General features: G+C 62.8%; 24 protein-coding genes. 14 read left to right on the top strand and 10 right to left on the bottom strand.

All coding sequences use genetic code 11. The features are described 5' to 3' along the window. The first annotated feature begins 7 nt into the window (after nucleotides 1–7). The 5 genes from MSTE_RS10880 to MSTE_RS10900 are packed head-to-tail and all read left to right on the top strand — an operon-like array spanning nucleotide 8 to nucleotide 3,055. The gene (locus MSTE_RS10880; RefSeq protein ID WP_096501127.1) at nucleotides 8–331 is read left to right on the top strand and encodes an ArsR/SmtB family transcription factor; all 324 of its coding nucleotides are present in this window, start codon (nucleotides 8–10) and stop codon (nucleotides 329–331) included. Next, nucleotides 331–999 (top strand): cation transporter, encoded by a 669-nt coding sequence (locus MSTE_RS10885; protein WP_096501129.1) that lies wholly within the window; start codon nucleotides 331–333, stop codon nucleotides 997–999. The genes MSTE_RS10880 and MSTE_RS10885 overlap by 1 nt, the downstream gene beginning before the upstream one ends. 60 nt (nucleotides 1,000–1,059) lie before the next feature. Further along, nucleotides 1,060–1,671: a class I SAM-dependent methyltransferase gene (locus tag MSTE_RS10890; protein ID WP_096501131.1), complete on the top strand. Its 612-nt coding sequence runs from the start codon at nucleotides 1,060–1,062 to the stop codon at nucleotides 1,669–1,671. Between the two features lie 5 nt (nucleotides 1,672–1,676). Further along, nucleotides 1,677–2,060: an ArsR/SmtB family transcription factor gene (locus MSTE_RS10895; RefSeq protein ID WP_096501133.1), complete on the top strand. Its 384-nt coding sequence runs from the start codon at nucleotides 1,677–1,679 to the stop codon at nucleotides 2,058–2,060. Next, nucleotides 2,057–3,055, top strand: a complete 999-nt coding sequence (locus tag MSTE_RS10900) for a cation diffusion facilitator family transporter (protein ID WP_096501135.1) — start codon at nucleotides 2,057–2,059, stop codon at nucleotides 3,053–3,055. The genes MSTE_RS10895 and MSTE_RS10900 overlap by 4 nt, the downstream gene beginning before the upstream one ends. Here MSTE_RS10900 and MSTE_RS10905 read toward each other — a convergent pair. Together MSTE_RS10905 and MSTE_RS10910 are read right to left on the bottom strand one after the other, a co-directional pair. After that, entirely contained in the window at nucleotides 3,030–4,289 is a 1,260-nt protein-coding gene (locus MSTE_RS10905) for an APC family permease (RefSeq protein WP_096501137.1), read from the bottom strand. The genes MSTE_RS10900 and MSTE_RS10905 overlap by 26 nt on opposite strands. Next, on the bottom strand, nucleotides 4,286–4,621 hold the full coding sequence (locus MSTE_RS10910; protein WP_096501139.1) for a YnfA family protein: 336 nt from the start codon (nucleotides 4,619–4,621) through the stop codon (nucleotides 4,286–4,288). Before MSTE_RS10910 ends, MSTE_RS10905 begins: the two co-directional genes overlap by 4 nt. Before the next feature lie 94 nt (nucleotides 4,622–4,715). Between MSTE_RS10910 and MSTE_RS10915 the strand changes: the two genes are divergently transcribed. After that, nucleotides 4,716–5,159: a nuclear transport factor 2 family protein gene (locus MSTE_RS10915; protein WP_096501141.1), complete on the top strand. Its 444-nt coding sequence runs from the start codon at nucleotides 4,716–4,718 to the stop codon at nucleotides 5,157–5,159. A gap of 3 nt (nucleotides 5,160–5,162) precedes the next feature. Here MSTE_RS10915 and MSTE_RS10920 read toward each other — a convergent pair whose 3' ends face one another. Further along, nucleotides 5,163–5,597 (bottom strand): PPOX class F420-dependent oxidoreductase, encoded by a 435-nt coding sequence (locus tag MSTE_RS10920; RefSeq protein ID WP_096501143.1) that lies wholly within the window; start codon nucleotides 5,595–5,597, stop codon nucleotides 5,163–5,165. A gap of 109 nt (nucleotides 5,598–5,706) precedes the next feature. Here MSTE_RS10920 and MSTE_RS10925 point away from each other — a divergent pair, with 109 nt between their 5' ends. Then, nucleotides 5,707–6,492, top strand: a complete 786-nt coding sequence (locus MSTE_RS10925) for an MBL fold metallo-hydrolase (RefSeq protein WP_096501145.1) — start codon at nucleotides 5,707–5,709, stop codon at nucleotides 6,490–6,492. Between the two features lie 16 nt (nucleotides 6,493–6,508). On the opposite strand, the gene MSTE_RS10930 is transcribed toward MSTE_RS10925, so the two are convergent. Then, nucleotides 6,509–6,943, bottom strand: a complete 435-nt coding sequence (locus MSTE_RS10930; RefSeq protein WP_096501147.1) for a hypothetical protein — start codon at nucleotides 6,941–6,943, stop codon at nucleotides 6,509–6,511. Between the two features lie 56 nt (nucleotides 6,944–6,999). Then, a complete protein-coding gene (locus tag MSTE_RS10935; RefSeq protein ID WP_096501149.1) occupies nucleotides 7,000–7,578 on the bottom strand; it encodes a TetR/AcrR family transcriptional regulator in 579 nt (192 codons plus the stop codon). Nucleotides 7,579–7,623: 45 nt separating this feature from the next. Between MSTE_RS10935 and MSTE_RS10940 the strand changes: the two genes are divergently transcribed. Next, on the top strand, nucleotides 7,624–8,478 hold the full coding sequence (locus MSTE_RS10940; RefSeq protein WP_096501151.1) for a phytanoyl-CoA dioxygenase family protein: 855 nt from the start codon (nucleotides 7,624–7,626) through the stop codon (nucleotides 8,476–8,478). Here the strand turns inward: MSTE_RS10940 and MSTE_RS10945 are convergent. Beyond that, complete coding sequence (locus tag MSTE_RS10945) at nucleotides 8,475–9,239, bottom strand: polysaccharide deacetylase family protein (protein ID WP_096501153.1); 765 nt, start codon at nucleotides 9,237–9,239, stop codon at nucleotides 8,475–8,477. The genes MSTE_RS10940 and MSTE_RS10945 overlap by 4 nt on opposite strands. Nucleotides 9,240–9,309: 70 nt before the next feature. Between MSTE_RS10945 and MSTE_RS10950 the strand changes: the two genes are divergently transcribed. Then, nucleotides 9,310–10,083 (top strand): DUF2127 domain-containing protein, encoded by a 774-nt coding sequence (locus tag MSTE_RS10950; protein ID WP_096501155.1) that lies wholly within the window; start codon nucleotides 9,310–9,312, stop codon nucleotides 10,081–10,083. Nucleotides 10,084–10,092: 9 nt separating this feature from the next. On the opposite strand, the gene MSTE_RS10955 is transcribed toward MSTE_RS10950, so the two are convergent. Beyond that, the gene (locus tag MSTE_RS10955) at nucleotides 10,093–11,295 is read right to left on the bottom strand and encodes an FAD-dependent oxidoreductase (RefSeq protein WP_096501157.1); all 1,203 of its coding nucleotides are present in this window, start codon (nucleotides 11,293–11,295) and stop codon (nucleotides 10,093–10,095) included. 124 nt (nucleotides 11,296–11,419) lie between these two features. Here MSTE_RS10955 and MSTE_RS10960 point away from each other — a divergent pair, with 124 nt between their 5' ends. Beyond that, on the top strand, nucleotides 11,420–11,875 hold the full coding sequence (locus MSTE_RS10960; protein ID WP_096501159.1) for a MarR family winged helix-turn-helix transcriptional regulator: 456 nt from the start codon (nucleotides 11,420–11,422) through the stop codon (nucleotides 11,873–11,875). Here MSTE_RS10960 and MSTE_RS10965 read toward each other — a convergent pair. Then, nucleotides 11,872–13,353 carry a flavin-containing monooxygenase gene (locus MSTE_RS10965; protein ID WP_096501161.1) on the bottom strand — a complete coding sequence of 494 codons (1,482 nt, stop codon included), beginning with the start codon at nucleotides 13,351–13,353 and terminating at the stop codon, nucleotides 11,872–11,874. The genes MSTE_RS10960 and MSTE_RS10965 overlap by 4 nt on opposite strands. A gap of 43 nt (nucleotides 13,354–13,396) precedes the next feature. After that, nucleotides 13,397–14,560 carry a PrsW family intramembrane metalloprotease gene (locus MSTE_RS10970; protein WP_096501163.1) on the bottom strand — a complete coding sequence of 388 codons (1,164 nt, stop codon included), beginning with the start codon at nucleotides 14,558–14,560 and terminating at the stop codon, nucleotides 13,397–13,399. 208 nt (nucleotides 14,561–14,768) lie between these two features. Between MSTE_RS10970 and rpsA the strand changes: the two genes are divergently transcribed. Continuing rightward, nucleotides 14,769–16,220, top strand: a complete 1,452-nt coding sequence (rpsA, locus tag MSTE_RS10975) for a 30S ribosomal protein S1 (protein WP_096505741.1) — start codon at nucleotides 14,769–14,771, stop codon at nucleotides 16,218–16,220. A 146-nt stretch (nucleotides 16,221–16,366) separates the two neighbouring features. After that, entirely contained in the window at nucleotides 16,367–17,563 is a 1,197-nt protein-coding gene (gene coaE / locus MSTE_RS10980; protein WP_096501165.1) for a dephospho-CoA kinase, read from the top strand. Nucleotide 17,564: 1 nt separating this feature from the next. On the opposite strand, the gene MSTE_RS10985 is transcribed toward coaE, so the two are convergent. Further along, nucleotides 17,565–18,230, bottom strand: coding sequence for a TetR family transcriptional regulator (locus MSTE_RS10985; RefSeq protein ID WP_096501167.1), 666 nt, complete (start codon nucleotides 18,228–18,230; stop codon nucleotides 17,565–17,567). A gap of 358 nt (nucleotides 18,231–18,588) precedes the next feature. On the opposite strand from MSTE_RS10985, the gene MSTE_RS10990 reads away from it, so the two are divergent. Further along, on the top strand, nucleotides 18,589–18,984 hold the full coding sequence (locus MSTE_RS10990) for an MmpS family transport accessory protein (RefSeq protein WP_231897094.1): 396 nt from the start codon (nucleotides 18,589–18,591) through the stop codon (nucleotides 18,982–18,984). After that, on the top strand, nucleotides 18,981–21,905 hold the full coding sequence (locus MSTE_RS10995; RefSeq protein ID WP_096501171.1) for an MMPL/RND family transporter: 2,925 nt from the start codon (nucleotides 18,981–18,983) through the stop codon (nucleotides 21,903–21,905). Before MSTE_RS10990 ends, MSTE_RS10995 begins: the two co-directional genes overlap by 4 nt. Nucleotides 21,906–21,995 lie beyond the last annotated feature (90 nt).

Genomic DNA, 21,995 nt, shown 5'->3' on the forward strand with positions numbered 1-21,995 from the left:
CGGGCTTATGGAGACCCTTATCCATCGCGATGCCCTGACGAGATTTGGATCGGCTCTGTCGGACCCGACGCGCTCGGCGATCCTGCTGAGCCTGCGATCGCGGCCCGGTTATCCTTCGGAGCTCGCCGAGGAGGTCGGGGTGTCGCGCCAGATCACCTCGAATCACCTTGCGTGTCTTCGCGGTTGCGGACTTGTTGTCGCTGTTCCAGAGGGTCGGCGCACCCGTTACGAGCTGGCGGATGCGCGGATCGCCCACGCCCTAGATGACTTGGTGGACTTGGTGCTGACGGTCGATCCGTCCTGCTGCGCGGCTGACGAGGGTTGCTGCTGATGGTGCTTACGTCGCAACGCCGAGACGTGCTCAATCGCAGGGTGCGTGTTTTCGTCGCCGCCACCATCACCTACAACGTCATCGAGGCTGTCGTCGCCCTATCGGAAGGTGCGCGGGTGTCCTCGACCGCGCTGATCGGCTTCGGCTTGGATTCGGTCATCGAGGTGTCTTCGGCCGCCGCGGTGGCGTGGCAATTCAGTGCCGAGGATCCGCAGACCAGGGAGAAGGCCGCGCTGCGGGCCATCGCGTTCTCATTCTTTGCGCTGGCCGCCTATGTGACGGTGGAGTCGATCCGGTCACTGGCGGGGATCGACGAGGCCCGGCATTCGACGATCGGTATCGTGCTGGCGGCGGTGAGCCTGGCGGTCATGCCGGTGCTGTCCTGGGCGCAGCGTCGGGCGGGTCGTGAGCTGGGTTCTGCATCGGCGGTGGCCGATTCCAAGCAGACGCTGCTGTGCACATATCTGTCGGCGGTCTTGCTGGTGGGACTGCTCGTCAACTCCCTTTTCGGGTGGTCATGGGCGGATCCGATCGCGGCGCTTGTGATCGCTGCGATCGCGGTGCGTGAGGGCATGAACGCCTGGAAGGGTGAATCCTGCTGTATGCCAATGCCCACCTCGGTGCCGGGGAGTGTCAACGTCGATGAATGCGGGTGCTGCGAGCACTGACGCGCCTCATGGTCTACTATCTGCGTATCAATGCAGATATGCAGTAGAGGAGCGTCTGCGATGGGGCGTTTGTATGAGATGGCATACCGATTCGGAATAACGCCATGGGAACAGGCACGTCCTGATTCTGGATTCTTAGTGCAGCTGCGCTCTCTACTGGACCGAGAATCTGTTGGGCCGTCGGTGCCGGCGACGGCGCTTGATATGGGATGCGGCACTGGAGACCACAGCATCGAGTTGGCCCAACGCGGATGGCGGGTGAAGGGACTGGACTCGGTGGCCCGCGCGGTGGAGACGGCGCGCTCCAAAGCGCGTAGTGTGCAGGTCGACGCGGAATTTCTGCAGGCCGACGTCACGAATCTGCCAGCCGCGGTTGGGAACGGATACCGCCTTGTTCTCGATGTTGGCTGCTATCACGGCCTGCCTACTCAAGATCGTGCTGCGTATGCGCAGCAGGTGACCGCAGCGGTTGATCCCGGCGCGATCCTGCTGATGTTCGCCTTCAGTACGGGGCGTCGGGGTCCATTGCCTGCAGGGGCAAGTCGAGTCGACATCGAGCAGACCTTCACGGGGTGGCACGTGATCGGGGATGAGCTTGCGGATAGTCGCGGGCTCGCGGGGCCGATCCGCCGGACAGCACCCCATTGGTTCCGTCTGATACGTGAGGACTAAACGAAGTGAGTACTGACAGTTCGCCATTGGGCGACGAGCAGGTCGGGCTGGTGGTCGAAGTATTTCGAATGCTGGCCGATGCCACCCGGGTTCGGGTGTTGTGGGCACTGACTGGCGGCGAGTTATCGGTCAATGAGCTGGCCGATCACGTCGGCAAGCCGGCGCCCTCGGTATCGCAGCATCTGGCCAAGTTGCGTATGGCCCGGTTGGTCCGGACTCGTCGCGACGGCACCACCGTCTACTACAGCCTGGAAAACGAACACGTCGAGCAGTTGGTGACCGATGCCGTCCACAACGCGGAGCATGCAGGTCCGGGAATCCCGCCTCATCACCGTGCCGAGGGCGTGCTGCATACCGTCGAATCCGTGAAAAAGGTTGGTAAGAAATGAGTCACACCCGAAACCAGGCCGTCCATCACGATCACCATGATCATGGGCATCAACATGCCGGAGGGTTGAGGGGACTGCTTGCCGAGATTGTGTCTCCACACAGTCACGATGCCGCCGACAGTATCGACGATGCCCTCAGCTCCAGTGCGGCCGGAACTCGGGCAGTGAAGATCAGCCTTGCCGCGCTGCTGGTGACGGCTGCGTTTCAAGTGGTGATCGTGGTGGTTTCCGGTTCTGTGGCGCTCGCTGCCGACACCATTCACAACTTCTCCGATGCCCTCACGGCGGTGCCGCTGTGGATAGCCTTCGCACTCGGAACGCGGTTCGCGACAAGGCGATACACCTACGGATTTGGACGCGCCGAGGATCTGGCCGGCCTGTTCGTCGTGTCGATGATCGCGCTGTCGGCCGCGGTGGCGGGCTATGAGGCGGTGATGCGTTTGATCCACCCCGTGCAGATCGGTCAACTGGGGTGGGTGGCGGTCGCCGGAATCGTAGGCTTCATCGGAAATGAACTCGTTGCCCTCTACCGGATCAGGGTAGGCCGCCGAATCGGTTCTGCGGCGCTGGTCGCCGATGGCCTGCATGCGCGCACCGACGGGTTCACCTCACTGGCTGTGGTACTGGGGGCCGGAGGTGTCGCATTGGGATATCCCTTGGCGGACCCGATCATTGGATTAGTGATCACCGTGGCGATTCTCGTGGTGCTGCGCACCGCGGTCCGAGACGTGTTCCGGCGGTTGATGGACGGGGTGGATCCGGCGTTGGTGGATGCCGCGGAAACGGCGTTGGTGGCTCAGCCGGGTGTGCGAACAGTGCGCAGCGTGCGGCTGCGATGGATCGGGCATCGCCTCCATGCGGATGCCGAACTCGATGTCGACCCGGATATCAGCCTGGCCGAAGCGCACCGGATCGCTCATGTCGCCGAACATGAACTGACTCATGCGGTGTCGAAGCTAGACAGCGCTCTTATTCACGCGTATCCGGGTCATTGAGGCGACGGACGGTATAGATGACGATGCCGACTGCCAGCACGGCGGCGCCGGCGACGACGGAAGGCCGTGGCAGTGCGAGGGCAATGACCACGCAGCCTGCTAGACCGAGCGCCGGAACTATTCGCGGCGGTCGCCCCTCGGCGGGGGCGAGCGTCCACGCCGAGGCATTGGCCACCGCGTAGTACACCAGCACCGCGAAAGACGAGAACCCGATCGCGCCGCGCAGGTCGGCGGTGGCTGCCAGGATCGAAACCACAAGACCGACAAGAAGTTCAGCGCGATACGGTACTCCGTACTTGGGGTGTACCACCGCCAGGACGTGAGGTAGATGTCGATCACGTGCCATAGCGAAGGTGGTGCGTGAGACTCCGAGGATGAGCGCCAGTAAAGAGCCCGTCGCCGCCACGATGGCGCCGATTCGCACCACCGGTTCCATCCACCGCACACCCGCCGCGGTGACGGTGTCGAGAAGGGGAGCCGCAGATGCCGCCATCCGCTGCGGACCCAGCGTCTTCAACGTCGCTACGGCGACAACGGCATACACCACCAGAGTGATCGTCAACGCGATGGGGATCGCGCGGGGGATGGTGCGTGCCGGATCGCGTACCTCCTCACCCAGAGTCGCGATACGGGCATATCCGGCGAACGCGAAAAACAACATGCCCGCGGCCTGCAGCACTCCGATGATCGACACATCGGTGATGTCGAGGGCCGCGACGTCGATGCCGTGGGATCCGAACGCCGTGACCACGATCGCCGCCAACACCGACAGCACGATCGCCACGATCACGCGTGTCACCCATGCCGACTTTTGAACTCCCGCATAGTTGATCGCGGTCAGGGCCACCACCGCCGCCACGGCGACGGCGTGTGCGTGGGCAGGCCACGCGTAGAAGCCCACCGTCAGGGCCATGGCGGCGCATGACGCGGTTTTGCCGACCACGAAGCCCCAACCGGCCAGATATCCCCAGAATTCTCCGAGACGCATCCGGCCGTAGACATACGTTCCGCCGGAGGCGGGGTACATCGCGGCGAGTCGGGCGGAGGACGTTGCGTTACAGAAGGCGATCAGTGCCGCGACGGCCAAACCGAGTAGTAGGCCCGCCCCGGCCGATTGGGCTGCGGGCCCCAGGGCTGCGAAGATTCCGGCGCCGAGCATGGAGCCCAACCCGATCATGACGGCATCGAACGTGCCGAGCTCTCGCCTCAACGGGCCGGACGTGGCGCGGTTCATGCGCTCCGGGGCATGTACATGATCAGGGCGACCCCGGCAAGGCAGACGAGCGCGCCGGCGATGTCCCAGCGGTCGGGGCGGAAGCCGTCCATCACCATTCCCCACAACAGTGATCCGGCGACGAACACTCCGCCGTAAGCCGCCAAGATCCGACCGAAGTGGGCGTCCGGTTGCAGGGTTGCCACGAATCCGTAGGCACCCAATGCGATGACTCCGAATCCCACCCATATCCAGCCGCGATGCTCGCGCACCCCCTGCCATACCAGCCAGGCGCCGCCGATCTCGAGGGCCGCGGCTGCGACGAATAGGAGGATCGACTTTGCGACGAGCATGGGGTGAGCCTAATCGCCCAGATCGGACCCGCTGCGGGTGCGCAGATCGTAGGATCTCGACTCGTTGTACTTCGGGGGAAGGAAAGTTATCGGGATGTCAGCAGCGTCGGTGGTTATCGGTCTGTGGGTAGCGCTTTCGGAGAGAAACTGGGACGCCGTCACGACGTTTCTCGACGACGATTGCATTTACTTGGACATGCCGGTGGGACCCACCGCTGCGGCATGCGGGCCAGAGAACATCGTCAAGCGTCTGAAGATCGGCCTGGAGCCGTTGAAGGACTACGTGCACCATGACGGGCTGATCGTCGCCAATGGTGAAGACGTGATGTACGAGCACTCCGAGACATGGATCTGGACGACCGGGGAAACCGCGCTGCTGCGTTTTGCCTCTGTGCTCAAGGTGATTGACGGGAAGATCACCCTCTGGAAGGACTACTGGGACATGGGGGCACTGACAAACGTCGCGCCGCCATCATGGTTGGAAGACCTGGCGAGCGCGGACATGAGCTGGATTTATGACGCGACGGGAAAGGTTTGAGGCTCAGCGCAGTTTCTCGCCGTAGACGCGCTCCACCTTCAATGCCATCAGGACGCGTCGGTCGGACACCATGACCGAGCGGTACTCCTCCCAATCAGGATGTTCACCTGCCGCGCCGCGGTAATAGTCGACGAGCGCTTCGACTTCGGGCCCGTGAGGGTCCGCACCGGGCCCGGTCAGGGTCACGTCTCCCTCTGCCGTTGCCCAGGCCCATCCGTCCGAGCTGGTGACCTCCAGCGCGGCGCGGGGATCGCGGCGAAGATTCACGGTCTTGGCACGGCCATCCGTCATGGAGACGTAGATGACGCCCTTGTCGCGGTCGTAGTACGGGGTGACGGGGGAGAGCTGCGGGACTCCAGTGGATTTGATGGTCGCCAGGACGCCGATGCGGCTGTCGGCGATGAGCGCATGCGGATCGAACTGCGGGGCTGCATTCATATCTGCACGAACCAGGCGTATCGGGCCGGTATTCCGCGCAGACGACCCGAAAGAATGGGACCGGAGATACTGTGAACGAAGACTGGCTTGGGCAACGGTGAGGTGAGATATGAAGATCCACCATCTCAATTGCGGCACAATGGCATTCGGATTTGTAGACCACTGCTTGCTGGTGGAGACGCCGAACTCCGGACTGGTGCTCGTCGATACGGGATTCGGTCTCGAGTGCATTCGGAATCCGCGACTACTCGGGTGGACACGGCACGCCATCGGACCTGTTCTGCGGGAGAGCGAGACTGCGGTGCGGCAGATCGCGGCGCTCGGTTACGACCCGGCTGACGTACGACACGTACTGCTGACTCATCTGGATTACGACCACACCGGTGGCCTCGCGGATTTCCCGTCGGCGACAGTGCACGTGCACGGGCCCGAGCTTCGAGCCAGCAAGCGGCCAACCGTCGTCGATCGAATCCGTTACCGCACTGCCCAATTGTGTGGGCATGGAGTCAATTGGCAGATCAACGAGCGTCACGATGGCGAACCGTGGTTCGGTTTTGACGCCGTTCGGGACCTTGACGGGCTGCCGCCGGAGATTCTGGTTGTGCCCCTGTACGGACACACGAGGGGCCATGTCGGCGTCGCCGTCGACACGGGAAACGGATGGCTACTGCATGCCGGTGATGCCTATACCGAGCCGCATGCGATCGGTACCGGCCCGTTGACCACCGCGAGCAGAGCCATGCACATGATCACCGCACACCCGAGTCGCCCGCGTGCTCAATGGCAGAACATGCGGCGCCTCACCGAGTTGGTCGCCGAACAGGCCGAGGACGTCACGGTGTTCTGCAGCCATGACACCGCGGCGTTCGCGCGGCTTGCGCGACAGGTTGTTTGAGTGCCAATAGGAGTTTCTAGACGACGGTGACGGTCCCGGTGCAGTGGGCGATGTTTTCGTTATTCCAGAAGAAGCCGGAACGGCCGCCGTAATCGGTGGTGATCTCTACCTGGCCGGGGCCGGTGACGACGTTGTAGATCGATGCTCCCGCAGTGCCCGACCCGTCGCCGTGCGCTTCGCCGACAGCGCCGGTGGTCAGGTTGCGCCACTGGAAGTACGCCTGTTTGGGTCCGGCCAGACCGTCCGTGGCGTTCATGTTGAGCGTGCCGGGGATAAGGTCGCGACGTGCATCGGCTTGGCTCGCCTGCCAGGCGCTGACACGGACGTCACCGTCGAAACAGAGGGCGACCTCGCCGGAGGGCGCCGCCATTGTCACCGGGCAGGACACGAGTCCCGCGCCAAGAACGACGAGGGTGAGAGCGGCCGTACGGCCCACAGGTATCGAACGCATGCAGGGAGTATCGCCCATGTGTCATCGATCTGGCCGAAGTTTCCCAAGGCGGCGACTCAGCTGACTCCCAGGGCTGCGGAGATGAGGCGCCACAGACGTTCGGTGATCTGCCCGGGTGCGGGCAGTGGGCTCAGGCGGAGCTGTTGTGCGATCCCGTATCGAATTCCGCCGATGATGAAGGCGCCCGCGCTGTCGGGTTCGATGTCCGCGGGCAACTGACCCAATTTCTGACCGCGGCGGATGTTCTTGGCGGCGTTGTGGCTAATGCGCTGCAGGTACGTCGCCTCCAGTTCGGCCAATTGGGGATCCAGCGCGGCGCGGTTGAGCAGTATCGGGGCGAGTGGATCGGCGACGTGATAGTCGACAAAGCGACGGGTGCGCTCCAGCTCATGAACATGCCAGTCGGTGTCCAAGGCCAGATGCGCGTCGGCGATCGCGTGGACGAGTCCCTCGTAGAACTCGTCATAAATGACGGCGAGCAAGCCGCTTTTCGATCCGAAGTGATGGTAGAGAGCGCCGGTGGTGAGCCCGGCTCGACGGGTCAACCCACTGAGATCCATCACTCCGTTGCCGCGGACAAGTTCGTCACGGGCGGCGTCGATGAGCTGTTGACGTCCGATTGAGGGGCGTGCCACTATATGATCGTACAAAACATAATTATCTTATGTTTAGGAGTTGCGATGAGCACGGAAGTGTCATCGTTGGTGGATTTGAACGGCGACCTGGCCGGGACTCATCGACGGACCGCGAGTAGCGGTCAGGGCATCGATCCCGCTGTCGCCGAGGCGGATCTGGCGGCGATGCGCCGTGACGGCTACGTGATCTTGCCGGACCTGCTTACCGCTGACGAACTGGTCCAGATTCGGGATGCCGTTGCGCCCCTGCTGAACCTGCATGGCCGGAACGGGTTCGAAGGACATACCACTCAGCGGGTGTACAGCGTGCTGAACAAGACACGTGCGTGTGACCGGATCGCGGATCACCCGCGGGTCCTGGCGCTGCTGGATCGGCTTTTCCTGCCGAACTATCTACTGTCGATGTTGCAGGTCATCAACATCCTGCCCGGTGAGCAGGCTCAGATGCTGCACACCGACGACGGCTTCTATCCCATTCCGCGCCCCCGTGCCGGTTTGGGTGCCGCGACGATCTGGGCGATCGATGACTTCACCGCCGACAACGGCGCCACCGATATCATTGCGGGCAGCCATCTTTGGGGTGATCGCCGGCCACAGGAGGCCGAGCGTGAACCCGTGGTGATGAAGGCGGGTTCCTGCGTGTTCTTCCCGGGCACGCTCTGGCATGGCGGCGGCGCGAACCGATCCGGTGCCGCACGGCTGGCCCTGACCGCTCAATATTGCGAGCCGTGGCTGCGCCCACAGGAGGCGTTCACCCTGTCGATGACCCGCGACACCGTTCGCGCCGTATCGGAGGACATTCGACGGATGCTCGGATATAGCATTCACCCGCCGTTTATCGGTCAGGTCGACGGCATGCATCCCAAGCGGTTGCTTGAGCCAGACGGCCCATCGCTCTAGTGCTGATAGACGTCGTTGAGTGTCACGGTGCGCAGCTGCCGTTCCCCGATGACGTCGAGCAACTGGTGGTAAACGGTGGTCACCGGGGGGTGGTTGAGGTGGCCGATGACGATGGCCTGCGGGTTGAAGTACTTGCGGGCCATGTCCACGATGTACTGCGGCGTGACGACGCCGGAGTCCGACAATGAGCCGTACCACAGCACCGGCGGTCCGTAGCCAAGCCCCTGAGCGACCGAATCGGTTGCGGTGTTGTGCTTTCCGTATGGCGGCCGGAAGAACGGCGCCGGGTTGACCCCGTAGGTGTTGGTCAGGAACTTGGTATTGCGCGTCAACTGGTCATCGATCTGTGCGGCGGTCAGTGTCGTGAGGTCGGGGTGTGACCAGGTGTGATTGCCCAGCTGGATCTGCCCGCTGTCGACAAGTGGACGCAGTAGCTGCGCATTCTGTGTCCATCCCGCGTTCACCCCATTGACGAAGTAGGTCAAGCGGATTCCGGTGTCACGCGCCAGCTGGGTATAGGCGGCGATGACATTCGCATCGGTGCCGTCGTCAAGGGTCAACGCGAGCAATCGCTGACCGTCGGCGCGCGCGGGCAGCGCGGTCAAGGCGCCGCCGCCGGGTAACGGCACCCGGGTCAGCCCTCCGCCTGCGGCTCCCGCCGAGGTGCCGGGGTCGGCAGCAGCAGAAACGGATTCGATGACAGTGGCACCCACTGCGGCAGCACCGGCCAACAGTGTGAGAAACCTACGACGGTCGAGCACGACGACAGGCTAGCGCCGGAACCTGTACATCGTGCGGCGTCGCGGGTGGTGTCGGGCTACCGTTTCTCCCGTGATCAACTTTGCTCTGCGCTCGTGCGGTCTGCGAGGACACGCGACATTCGCTCCCGACGAGCAGCCGCTGCGGGAACGGCTACAGGTCGAGACACCGGTCGGGGAGGCGTGGCGGTGTCTGCGCTGTGAGACCTTTGTGGTTGGTGCGCCGCGCTATCGCGGACCTGCCGATACCGCACCGGAGATTCCGCGCGGACGGCTCCTGCGCGATCGGACCTTGATGCGTGTACTCGCGGTCGAGCGTGTGTTCCGCGGGCTGGTGTTCGTCTTGCTCGCCGTGGGTGTGGTGAAGGTCCGCGGATCACGCGAACATCTCCAACAGGTTTTCGAGCGAGACCTTCCGCTGATCCGGCCGCTGGCCAACCAGATCGGTTGGAACCCGGACAACTCCAAGATCATTCGTCATATCGGCGAGGCCTTCGCGCTGTCGTCGTCGACGTTGATGTGGGTGGCTGTGGGCTTGGCCGCCTACGCCGCGATCGAGTTCATCGAGGCATTCGGCCTATGGCTGATGAAGCGCTGGGGTGAGTACTTCGCCGTCATCGCGACAAGCATCTTCTTGCCGCTGGAGATCTACGAGCTTATTGAAAAGCAAACCGTTCTCAGGGTTTTGGCGCTACTGGTCAACATCGTGGCCGTGGTGTGGTTGCTGTGGAGCAAGCGGCTATTCGGGCTCAACGGTGGCGGTAAGGCGTACGAGGAAGAACATCGCGCCGAGAGTCTGCTGAGCGTCGAACGGGCCGCGCTAGCGGAGAATTCGCACGAGCACTGAGCTGTGCCCCTAGTGCACATCCGGGGTGTGCACGCGTTCCGGACGCAACCCCCTGCCGACTGCGATCGGGGGTATGAACTTGAGCGGGCCTCGTCCGATGAAGAACGGCAGTTTGATAGGAGACAGGTCGCCGGTGAGAACCGGTTTGATGACGTTGTCCTGGACGAACACCTGGAACGCTTGCACCGCTTTGGTCGGAAGCTCGCGTCGGCGCTGCACCTTGGCGAGGTCCTCGTCGCTGACGTGCCCTCGACGTAGCGGCCCCACAAGGATGTTCGCGGCAGCCACGGCGTCGGCGACGGCCAGGTTGATGCCGACACCACCGGCAGGCGACATGGCATGCGCGGCATCGCCTATGCACAGCAGACCCGGACGCCACCAGGTCTTGAGTCGATCAACCCGGACATCGAGATGACTGGTGTCGTCCCAGGAGTGAAGATCGTTCACATGCTCACGCAGCTGCGGACGGGCAGTGATCAGGCGCTCCTTGAATGCGTCGAGAGAGCCGTTTTGCGGTCCCGCGCCCTTGGGCATGAGGTGGGCGATCTGCCAGTAGTCACCGCGATGGATCATGACCAACAACAGGCCGCGACGCAGTACCGCGAAGGTCTCATCGGGATCGCCCGGTCGCCGGTTCAGCCGGAACCACAACACGTCCATCGGCGAACTCTCGTTGGCGGTTTCCAGCCCCGAAGCGGCGCGTACGGCTGAGGTGCGTCCATCGGCGGCAATGACGAGTTGTGCGTGCACCTCCAGGTCCGGCGTACGCACCCCGGCCACCCGATCACCCTCGATGATCAGGTCGGTGACCTCCGCGTTACGGATGAGCGTGAATTCCGGGTACTGCTCGGCTTTCTCAGCAAGGAAGTCGAGGAAATCCCACTGGGGCATGAATGCGATGTAGGGCTGTTTGTATCCCAACCACTTGAGTGCGCGGAAGTCACCGAAGGTGCGCAGTCTCCCGTCGCTATCGAAGGCGATGTGATCGACCTTCTGGTGTGGCAGCCGCAGAAAATCATCGATGAACCCGAGATCGTCGATGATGCGCATGGTGGTGGGGTGCACGGTGTCCCCGCGGAAGTCACGCAGAAAGTCGGCGTGCTTTTCCAGGACGACGACGTTGATCCCCGCCCGAGCCAGCAGGAGTGCATGCACCAGCCCTGCGGGGCCGCCGCCGGCAACACACACCTGAGTCTGCAGAACTTGCGTCATACCCGGGGACGCTACGCCCGAATCGGTTGCGGCGGGGGTCACTCGTGCAATGCGGTAGCTGATATGCGCATGCGTATGATTTTGCAAAGTATACGATATCGCGACGTCGTCTATCCTGATATCCGTGGCGCAACAGAATCCAGATGCCCGGCCTGACCTTGCGGCGCTGATGGTTCCGCTCGGCCGATCATTGATGCGCGCAGAGTTGCCGCTGCTGGAGGCGCACGGTGTATCGATGTGGGCGTACGCCGTGCTGACGGCGCTCAGAGACAACGAGGCGAGTAGTCAGGCCAGCTTGGCCGATGCGATAGGCGCGGACCGCACCCGGATCATCGCCGTGCTCGATGATCTGCAGGATCGGAAGCTGATCAACCGTCAGCCCGATCCCAGCGACCGGCGCAGTAATCTGCTGTCATTGACGGCAGGTGGCCGCAAAACCGTTACCGCAGTGCAGAAAGCGATTCAGGAGAACGAGAAGCGGATTCTGGCCGGCGTCTCCCCAGCAGATCGCGACGTGTTCCTTCGAGTGCTATCACACCTGGCGGCACTTGATGATTCGGAGATCGACCCCAGGCGCTAGGCGGCCGAGGACACGGCCTTTGACTTCGCGGTACCGAAGCGCATGTTCTCGTCCATTCGATCACGATGGAACGCAAGAAGATCCAGCACATAGTTGTGCCGGATGGCCCAGGGGCCCTTTACTCCGGAACGTGGCATGTGGTCACCGCCGCGGCTCACGTAGCCCGATGACAGGTTGAAGAACGGTCGGGCTTCGATCTCCTCGCCGTGCCGGTCCGGGTACGCATGGGTGTAACCACGGCGGTCCATGTAGTCGAGAAGTCGCACCACCGCCCGCGCGCTCAGATCGGCACGCAGCGTCCATGACGCATTGGTGTAACCAACGCTCCATGCGGCGTTCGGTACCCCTTCGATCAGGTATCCCTTGTAGATGAACCGATTTGGGGAGTCGATGGGGGAGCCGTCGACGCTCAGCGCGATGCCTCCGAATATCTGAAGGTTCAGGCCTGTTGCCGTGATGATGACGTCGGCACGTAGCTCCTCGCCCGATCCCAGCCGGATGCCCGATGGAGTGAAGGACTCGATGGTGTCGGTGACCATGCGGACACCTCCAGCGCTGATGGCTTCGAAGAGATCTCCATCGGTGTCGGCGCACACGCGCTGATCCCACGGGTTGTACCGCGGCTTGAAGTGAACGTCGACCGGATAGTCGGCGGGTAGCCGCTTGGAGATTCGGCGCCTGATGAACCATTTGGCGAATCCCGGTGCCCTACGGCAGACGTGGTACATGATCCAGCTGAACCCGCCCAGCCAGATCCGGGCGAAATGCTGAACAAGATTGGGCGGAAGCACTTTTCGAACCAGGCCGACAATGCGGTCGGCCCGGTCGATGGGGTAGACGTAGCTTGGGGAGCGCTGCAACATGTTCACCTTTGCTCCGGCGCGTGCCAACGACGGCACCAGCGTGACCGCGGTGGCGCCGCTGCCGATGACCGTTACCTCCTTGCCCGAGCAATCCAGGTCTTCGGGCCAGTGCTGGGGATGGATCAGCTTTCCGGCGAAATCGGTGATGCCCGGGAATTGGGGGGTGTAGCCGTCGTCGTAGTTGTAGTAACCGGTGCACAGGTAGAGGAATCGGGCCCGGTAGGTCGTCGGTCCCTCCGGCGTGTCCACCCGCACCGTCCAGGTGTCGGTATCGGTACGGAAGTCGGCTCCAGTGACCTTGGCGGAGAACGTGATCTGGCTGTCGATGCCGTAGTCGCGGGCGGCGTTCTCCAGGTAGTCACGGATGTCGGCGCCGTCGGCGATGGTGTTGCGTTCGTGCCACGGGTGGTATCCGAAGCTCAGTGTGTAGATGTCGCTGTCGGATCGGATTCCCGGGTACCGGAACAGGTCCCAGGTCCCGCCGATGCGTTCGCGGCGCTCGACGACATGAAAGCTGCGGCCCGCCGCGCTCAATCGGACAGCGGCATTGATGCCGGATATTCCGGCTCCCACAATGAGAACGTCAAGCAGGTCGTGCTCCGAGATCTCGGCCATGATGCTCCTGATCGCCTTTGACTAGACAACACCCGTGTTCACGCTACCCCGTCGCAGGTGCGCGATACCCCGAGAGTGCTTGCAAGACCGGAGCGGCGGCCCGAGCGGCCATGACCGCGTACGCCTCCTCGGTCTGCAGGGCGACATCGCGCGGGTCGCGGGAGCCTCGTTCTATGCGGTCGCGTACGAATGCCAGCTCGACGACCTGTGCCGCAAAATTCTTCACCGCGGCGCCGCTGGGGGCACCGCCGATTCGTCTGGCTTCGGCGACGGCGTGCTTGCGATCCTTGATCGAACCCAGCCAGGTGGCCTCGTTGGGGGTGATCAACCCGGCGGCCACCATCCCCGGCAATTTCTCGGCGACGACATGCTGTTCCTTACGTCGGCTGCGTACCCCCACCACGATCATCAGCACGAAAATGGGGACCATCCACAGCACGTACACCGCGAGGTAGCCCTGGAATCCGAGGAATGACGAGCCATTCCATAGGCCGTGCATGAGGACCGCCGCGAGGTATCCAGCACCGATGCACAGGAATTTGGCGATGGCGCTACGTTGCCGCAGGGAGTAGTAGATGCCGATACCCGTCATGGTGGTGAACAGGGAGTGGGCGAAGGGGCCCAGTCCCAGCCGCAGGATCGCGGTAATTACTGACTCGCCGACAGTGTTGCCACTACCGATGTAGGCGATGTCTTCGAGCCATGCGAATCCGGCAGCGGTGATGCCCGCGTACACGAGGCAATCGGTGAGCGAGTTGAGTTCGTGGCGGCGCCGGCCGGTCAACATCAGTAGCAAAAAGGCGCCCTTGGCGGCCTCTTCGATGAAGGGCGCACGGATCGCTATCGCCGCGAAAGTCGTGCTGCCCGCTGGATCGAAAACTGACCCGAAGGCCAGTTCGAGGATGATCGAGACGACGACGGATAGAGACGCGCCCCAGGTGAAGGCCAGTACAAGGAGCCTTGAGGGTTCCGGCTCCCATCTGTCGAGCCACAGATAGCACAGCACGACAACCCCGATCGCGATGCTCGACAAGACCAGCCCGATCATCGCGCCGGCCGGGTTGGAGACAAGCAATCCGGCCAGGATCAGCCCTGTCACCAGCGCCAGGGCGATGATGACGCCGATCGGCGCGCCGACTTTTTTGATCCGCTGGGGAAACCCCCGGATGGGTGGCATAGGGGCGGGTGCGGGCGCGTAGGACACCACCGAAGAGTAGCTGCGCGCTCACTCGCGGGTGCGGTATCCGCCCGGCGCCCCCAGTCGCCAATGAGACCGGGTTTGTCCTGGTGGAGGGCAGTCGAGTAAGGTGAAGTCCATCTCTGCCGCACGTGCGGAGGTCGAAGCACGCCCGCAGCTGAAGCTAGCTGTGGCAGAACTGTCCCTACTACACAACCTGTCCGGAGCAACCCAACACATGCCAAGTCCCACCGTGACCTCGCCGCAAGTAGCCGTCAACGACATCGGCTCGGCCGAGGATTTTCTCGCCGCTATCGACAAGACGATCAAGTACTTCAACGATGGCGACATCGTCGAAGGGACCATCGTCAAGGTTGACCGCGACGAAGTTCTTCTTGACATCGGTTACAAGACCGAAGGTGTCATCCCGTCCCGCGAACTGTCGATTAAGCACGATGTCGACCCCAACGAGGTCGTTTCCGTGGGCGACGAGGTCGAGGCCCTGGTCCTCACCAAGGAGGACAAGGAAGGCCGTCTGATCCTGTCCAAGAAGCGCGCTCAGTACGAGCGGGCCTGGGGTACGATCGAAGAGCTCAAGGAGAAGGACGAGGCCGTCAAGGGCACCGTCATCGAGGTCGTCAAGGGCGGCCTGATCCTCGACATCGGCCTGCGCGGCTTCCTGCCCGCATCGCTGGTCGAGATGCGTCGCGTCCGCGATCTGCAGCCGTACATCGGCAAGGAGATCGAGGCCAAGATCATCGAGCTCGATCGCAACCGCAACAACGTGGTGCTGAGCCGTCGTGCCTGGCTGGAGCAGACCCAGTCCGAGGTGCGCAGCGAGTTCCTCAACCAGCTCACCAAGGGTGCCATACGCAAGGGTGTCGTGTCCTCGATCGTCAACTTCGGCGCGTTCGTCGATCTCGGAGGGGTTGACGGCCTGGTTCACGTGTCCGAGCTGTCCTGGAAGCACATCGACCACCCGTCCGAGGTGGTTCAGGTGGGCGACGAGGTCACCGTCGAGGTTCTCGACGTCGACATGGACCGCGAGCGGGTTTCGTTGTCGCTCAAGGCGACCCAGGAAGATCCGTGGCGTCACTTCGCTCGCACCCACGCCATCGGCCAGATCGTTCCCGGCAAGGTCACCAAGCTGGTGCCGTTCGGTGCGTTCGTCCGAGTGGAAGAGGGCATCGAGGGTCTGGTGCACATCTCCGAGCTGTCCGAGCGCCACGTCGAGGTGCCGGATCAGGTCGTGGGTGTCGGTGACGACGCGATGGTCAAGGTCATCGACATCGACCTGGAGCGTCGTCGCATCTCGCTGAGCCTCAAGCAGGCCAACGAGGACTACACCGAGGAGTTCGACCCCTCGAAGTACGGCATGGCCGACAGCTACGACGAGGCCGGCAACTACATCTTCCCGGAGGGTTTCGACTCCGAGACGAACGAGTGGCTCGAAGGCTTCGACAAGCAGCGTGAAGAGTGGGAGGCCCGGTACGCCGAGGCCGAGCGTCGTCACAAGATGCACACCATTCAGATGGAGAAGTCCGCAGCCGCCGCCGAGGCGGAGGCCGCTGCCGTGGCGAACGGTTCTTCCAGCTCGTCGCGGTCCGATGATTCGGCTTCGCAGGGTGGCTCGCTCGCCAATGACGAGCAGCTCGCCGCACTGCGCGAAAAGCTGGCTGGCAACGCCTAAGCACGTGTTCTGAAGGAGGGCCCCGGTCATCACGACCGGGGCCCTCTTTTGTTTGACCGTGAGCTCGGGGCGGCGATATCTGGAGAATCCGAGAGGGCAACGCCCCCAACGCATAGTGAACGCGCCGGGAGTGACAGACTGCGGGCATGTTGCGCATCGGCCTGACCGGAGGAATCGGCGCGGGGAAGTCCACGGTGTCCCGGACACTCGCGGAATGTGGCGCGTTCATCGTGGACAGCGATGTCATCGCGCGTGAAGTGGTCGAACCGGGAACTCCCGGGCTGGCGGCGCTCGTGGATGCCTTCGGTGAATCGATCCTGCGGCCCGATGGTGCGTTGGATCGACCGGCATTGGCCGCAATCGCCTTCCAGGACGACACGCACCGCGCCACGCTCAACGGGATCGTGCACCCGCTGGTCGGAGCCCGCCGAGCCGAACTGATGGCCGCCGCCGGTGAGGATGCCATTGTGGTGGAGGACATTCCATTGCTCACCGAGAACTCTTTGGCGCCCTTCTATCACTTGGTACTGGTGGTGCACGCGGAGATCGAGACGCGCGTGAAACGGCTCATCACGCATCGCGGCATGGATGAACAGGACGCGCGTTCCCGGGTGGCCGCGCAGGCCAGCGACGATCAACGTCGTGCCATTGCAGATGTGTGGCTTGATAATTCGGGCGATACCGAAGTGCTTGCTCAAACAGTCCGAGATCTCTGGGCTGTCCGGTTGCTGCCGTATGCACATAACCTGCGCACACGGCAACGGGCACAGTGGGCACCCGTGCTGGTGCGCGCCGACCCCACCTGGCCGGCTCAAGCGCAGCGCGTGGTAAACCGGATCGCGGTGGCATGCGGGTCGAAGGCACTGCGGATCGACCACATCGGTTCCACCGCTGTACCAGGGCTTGATGCCAAGGACGTGATCGATATTCAGGTAACCGTCGAGTCGCTCGAGGTGGCAGATGCCCTGGCCGATCCGCTGGCCGGGATCGGGCTGCCCCCGATCGCGGGCATCACCTCAGATGACCCGCATGACGGCGACAAAGCCAAATGGGGCAAGCGAATTCACGCCTCCGGTGATCCAGGGCGCGCGGTTCTTGTGCATGTACGGGTCGACGGGTGGCCGGGTCAGCGGTTCGCTCTGGTCTTCAGGGATTGGCTGCGCTCCGATCAGCCGGCGCGAGCGGAGTACCTCGCCATAAAACGCGAGGCCGAGCGGGAGGCCGCTACGTCAGGCGGTGATCCTGCCGCCTACGTGGAGGCCAAGGAACCCTGGTTCGCGCAGGCGTATCCGCGGGCACTTGCATGGGCCGACGAGACCGGGTGGGCACCACCGACGAGCTGACTCAGTGCGCCTGCGCGACGATGCCGACGCAGGTCGCCGTCAACAGCCTCGTCAGCGCCGGCTCGAAGTCCAGATTCCAGTCCGGTGGGACGCCTGGCTCGTTCTTGTAGTCGTGGTCGAGGCCCTCCGGGGGATGGGCGACCTGCCACAGCATCGCGGCCAGTGAGAAGGCTGCGACCAGGATGTCCAATGAACTCTTGCGACCGATCTCGGGGAGAGCGCGCTCGATTGATTCGGCGATCGCCATCACCGCCACATTGCTGATCTGCTTGACTTCCGCGACGCGCTCCACATCGACCTCGTGCTCGAGATGCAGGTGCTGGTTCGCGAGTAGGTCGCAGAACAGAGGGTCCGCCGCGAGCCCGTGTACGAGGGCCTCGGCCACGCGGGCGGGGGAGCCGGTGCCGGGTTCGGCCAACGCCGAACACACCGTGTCCGACCAGCGAGTCCAGCCTTCGGCAGCCAGGTGCAGCAGTACTTCCTTATGGGAGCTGAAGTAGCGCCGAACCGCGGAGTAGTGCACTCCGGCGCGGTTGGCGACGGCGGTCAGCGTTACCGAGGTGACACCGGATTCCACGGCCAGCGATCGTGCGGCTTCCACGATCGCTGCGGCCCGCTGACGCTTCTTTTCGTCCGTGCGGGCGCGTTGGAAAGTCAGTTGCGCCACGTGCCGAGGATAACGCACGGCGTGTGATTTGCGACGTAGCGAACCACCCGGTAGCGTGCGTTACGCACGTGATATGCGTTAAAGATCCTGATGAACGCGCTGGAAGGGAGCCAACTGTTCCGCACTTAGGCATGGTTTACTTCGAGAAACGTCCGGGCGGATTCGCCCGGGTACCGCAGGCTCGAAGCAACCATCACGTGGCGATAGCTGCGCCGCCTTTCGATGGGGCGGTCGAGTGCGGATATCCGATCAGTAGTTGAGCCAGGTTCGGGCGAGTGGCGTCGGCTTGCACAACGCCAACGGGTGAAGGGGTTTTACGATTCTCAGCGCATTGAAGCGGGCGTGGATCCCGCTGGTGATGGTGTTGGTCCTGGCCATCGCGGGTTTTGCGGTGTGGCGCATTCGCAGCATCTTCGGCTCGCAGCAGCTGCCCACCTACGCCGGCAGCATGACCGACGACAAAAACAACTCCAAGCCCAAGCATGTGGTCTACGAGATCTTCGGGCCGCCCGGAACCGTCGCCGACATCAACTACATCGACAAAGAGGGCGAACCGCATCAGATCAATGGCGCGGTCTTGCCGTGGTCGATCGAGATCATCACGACGGCACCGTCGATGACGGGAAACATCTTGGCGCAGACACGCAATGCCGATGGGCTGGGCTGCCGTATCACGGCCAATGACGAGAAAAAAGATGAAAGGTATACCAACGAGGTGAGCGCCTACGTCTACTGCTTTGTGAAGTCTGCATGAGCGGGGCACACGGCGGCGGGGAGCCTACCTTCCTGGCCAAATGGATTCGGCGCCTGTCGATTCCCATCCTTATCTTCTGGGTGCTGTTGGTCGTGCTCTTCGGGACGCAGAAATCGCTCGACACGGTCGGTAAAGAACAGACAGTTTCGCTGAGCCCACAAAGTGCGCCGTCCATGCAGGCGATGAAGCACATGGGCCAGATGTTCAAGGAGTCTGACTCCGACAGCGTGGCGATGATCGTGCTCGAGGGGCAGGAACGCCTGGGCCCGGGAGCGCACAAGTTCTACGACGAAATGGTGACGCAGCTGCGCGCTGACGCCAAACACGTCCAGCACGTCCAGGATTTCTGGGGTGATCCGCTGACCGAGGCGGGTGCCCAGAGTACTGACGGCAAGGCCACCTACGTGCAGGTGAACCTCGCCGGAAACATGGGCGAGACGCTGTCCAACGAGTCCACCGAAGCGGTTCGCGACATCGTCAAAAAGGTCGAGGCGAACTGGACCAAGGACGGCGCCAAGCTGCCCGACGGGCTCACGGTGTACGTCACCGGCCCCGGCGCGTTGCAGACCGATATGAACCACGCGGGTGACGGCAGTCTCAAGCTGATCACCGCGCTCACGTTCCTGGTCATCGTGGTGATGCTGCTGTTCTTCTATCGATCGATCTTCACCGTGATCATGGTGTTCCTCTTCGTGGGCGTTCAGCTGAGCGTGGCGCGAGGTGTCATCGCGTTCCTGGGTGACCATCAGATCATCGGGTTGTCGACCTTCGCGGTAAACCTGCTGGTGATGCTCTCGATCGCGGCCGGTACCGACTACGCCATCTTCTTGATCGGCCGATACCAGGAAGCCCGGGCCATGGGGTCGGACAAAGAGGCGGCCTATTACGAGATGTTCCATGGCACGGCTCACGTCATTCTGGGCTCAGGCCTCACGATCGCCGGCGCCATGTACTGCCTGAGTTTCACGCGTATGCCCTACTTCCAAAGCCTCGGCGTGCCGTGCTCGGTCGGTCTGCTCACCGGTGTCCTGGTGTCGTTGACAATGGGGCCGGCGCTGATCACCATCGGAAGCCGCTTTGGACTGTTCGAGCCCAAGCGCGCCATGCGTATTCGCACCTGGCGCAAGATCGGGACCACGATCGTGCGCTGGCCCGGACCGGTGCTCGCGGCCGCGTTGGCGATTGCCATCATTGGCCTGGCGGCGCTGCCCGGATATCGGACCAGCTACGACGACAAGAAGTACATCCCCAAGGACATCCCCGCCAATGCCGGATTCGAAGCAGCGGGGCGGCATTTCTCGCAGGCCCGGATGAGTCCGGAAATGCTCCTCATCGAGTCCGATCACGACATGCGTAACTCGGCGGACTTCCTGGTTATCGACAAGGTCGCAAAGGCTGTCTTCCGTGTACCGGGAATCGCTCGTGTGCAAGCGATTACGCGCCCACAGGGCACGCCGATCGAGCACACCTCCATTCCGTTCCTCATCAGCATGCAGAGCGTGGGTCAGCTGCAGAACATGAAGCTGATGAAGGACCGCATGGCCGATATGAAGGTCCAGGCCGACAAGATGGGCGAGAACGTCGTCATCATGAAGCGGACGCTCGCCAACATGACGACGATGGCGGGCATCACCCACTCGCTCGTCGGCGACATGCACACCTTGCAGGGCACTATTCACGAGATGCGGGACAGCATCTCGAACTTCGATGACTGGTTCCGCCCGATCCGCAACTACCTGTACTGGGAGAAGCACTGCTTCGACATACCCATGTGCTGGGCCATGCGGTCGATCTTCGACACCCTCGACAAGATCGACGAAATGACCGAAACCATGGACGGCATGGTCGTCAACATGGAGCGGATGGATCAGCTGATGCCCAAGATGGTGTCGGACATGTCGGCAATGGTCCCCATCATGGAAGACATGCAGAAGATGATGCTGACGCAGCACAGCACCATGTCTGGTTTCTATAACCAAATGGACGAGATGAGTCAGAACTCGACCGCCATGGGTAAGGCGTTCGATGCTGCCAAGAATGACGACTCGTTCTATCTGCCGCCGGAGATCTTCGACAACGCCGACTTCAAACGCGGTCTGAAATCGTTCCTATCGCCGGACGGCAAGGCGGTCCGGATGATCATCTCGCACCGAGGAGATCCCGCTACGCCCGAAGGCCTTGCGCACGTCGAGCCGATCAAGCAGGCCGCGATCGAGGCCGTCAAGGGCACACCCCTCGAGGATGCCAAGATCGAACTGGGCGGCACCGCGGCCGTGTTCAAGGACATGTCCGATGGTGCGCGCTACGACCTGATGATCGCCGGCATCTCCGCGCTGTGCCTCATCTTCCTGATCATGCTGCTCATCACGCGGAGCTTCGTGGCAGCGCTGGTCATCGTGGGCACGGTCGCACTGTCCCTCGGTGCCTCATTCGGTTTGTCGGTCATCATCTGGCAGTACATCTTTGGCATCGAATTGCATTGGCTTGTCATGCAAATGGCCATCATCGTGCTCCTTGCGGTGGGCTCCGACTACAACCTGCTCTTGGTCTCCCGACTCAAAGAGGAGCTACACGGCGGCCTGAAAACCGGCATCATCCGCTCAATGGGTGGTACCGGAAGTGTGGTGACATCCGCGGGTCTGGTGTTCGCCTTCACCATGGCCGTCATGGTGGTCAGCGACCTGCGAATCATCGGGCAGGTCGGGACGACCATCGCACTGGGCCTGTTGTTCGACACGCTCATCGTGCGCTCCTTCATGACCCCGGCCATCGCGACGATCCTCGGCCGCTGGTTCTGGTGGCCGCTGAACGTGCGCACCCGGCCACTGCCGCCGCCGAAGACACCTCCTCAACCGGCGTCTGTCAGTACAGGACATGGTGATGATCCGGTGACTACCGAGTTCCCGAGGCCATCTGTCTGATCGTTTGGCCGTTCGCTAGCAGTTCGGCTGACGCCTGTCTACACGCGCGCCGCGTGTAGACAGGCGTTACCAGAGCTGGTGCCGCCGCTT

Origin of the sequence: [Mycobacterium] stephanolepidis, from assembly GCF_002356335.1 — a bacterium.
GTDB classification, from domain to species: domain Bacteria; phylum Actinomycetota; class Actinomycetes; order Mycobacteriales; family Mycobacteriaceae; genus Mycobacterium; species Mycobacterium stephanolepidis.

Bases quoted from the DNA above. Each gene is read 5' to 3' on its own strand.
- MSTE_RS10880 (WP_096501127.1), top strand. From the start codon at position 8: ATGGAGACCCTTATCCATCGCGATGCCCTGACGAGATTTGGATCGGCT.
- MSTE_RS10885 (WP_096501129.1), top strand. From the start codon at position 331: ATGGTGCTTACGTCGCAACGCCGAGACGTGCTCAATCGCAGGGTGCGT.
- MSTE_RS10890 (WP_096501131.1), top strand. From the start codon at position 1,060: ATGGGGCGTTTGTATGAGATGGCATACCGATTCGGAATAACGCCATGG.
- MSTE_RS10900 (WP_096501135.1), top strand. From the start codon at position 2,057: ATGAGTCACACCCGAAACCAGGCCGTCCATCACGATCACCATGATCAT.
- MSTE_RS10905 (WP_096501137.1), bottom strand. From the start codon at position 4,289: ATGAACCGCGCCACGTCCGGCCCGTTGAGGCGAGAGCTCGGCACGTTC.
- MSTE_RS10910 (WP_096501139.1), bottom strand. From the start codon at position 4,621: ATGCTCGTCGCAAAGTCGATCCTCCTATTCGTCGCAGCCGCGGCCCTC.
- MSTE_RS10915 (WP_096501141.1), top strand. From the start codon at position 4,716: ATGTCAGCAGCGTCGGTGGTTATCGGTCTGTGGGTAGCGCTTTCGGAG.
- MSTE_RS10920 (WP_096501143.1), bottom strand. From the start codon at position 5,597: ATGAATGCAGCCCCGCAGTTCGATCCGCATGCGCTCATCGCCGACAGC.
- MSTE_RS10925 (WP_096501145.1), top strand. From the start codon at position 5,707: ATGAAGATCCACCATCTCAATTGCGGCACAATGGCATTCGGATTTGTA.
- MSTE_RS10930 (WP_096501147.1), bottom strand. From the start codon at position 6,943: ATGCGTTCGATACCTGTGGGCCGTACGGCCGCTCTCACCCTCGTCGTT.
- MSTE_RS10940 (WP_096501151.1), top strand. From the start codon at position 7,624: ATGAGCACGGAAGTGTCATCGTTGGTGGATTTGAACGGCGACCTGGCC.
- MSTE_RS10955 (WP_096501157.1), bottom strand. From the start codon at position 11,295: ATGACGCAAGTTCTGCAGACTCAGGTGTGTGTTGCCGGCGGCGGCCCC.
- MSTE_RS10965 (WP_096501161.1), bottom strand. From the start codon at position 13,353: ATGGCCGAGATCTCGGAGCACGACCTGCTTGACGTTCTCATTGTGGGA.
- rpsA (WP_096505741.1), top strand. From the start codon at position 14,769: ATGCCAAGTCCCACCGTGACCTCGCCGCAAGTAGCCGTCAACGACATC.
- coaE (WP_096501165.1), top strand. From the start codon at position 16,367: ATGTTGCGCATCGGCCTGACCGGAGGAATCGGCGCGGGGAAGTCCACG.
- MSTE_RS10990 (WP_231897094.1), top strand. From the start codon at position 18,589: ATGGTGTTGGTCCTGGCCATCGCGGGTTTTGCGGTGTGGCGCATTCGC.
- MSTE_RS10995 (WP_096501171.1), top strand. From the start codon at position 18,981: ATGAGCGGGGCACACGGCGGCGGGGAGCCTACCTTCCTGGCCAAATGG.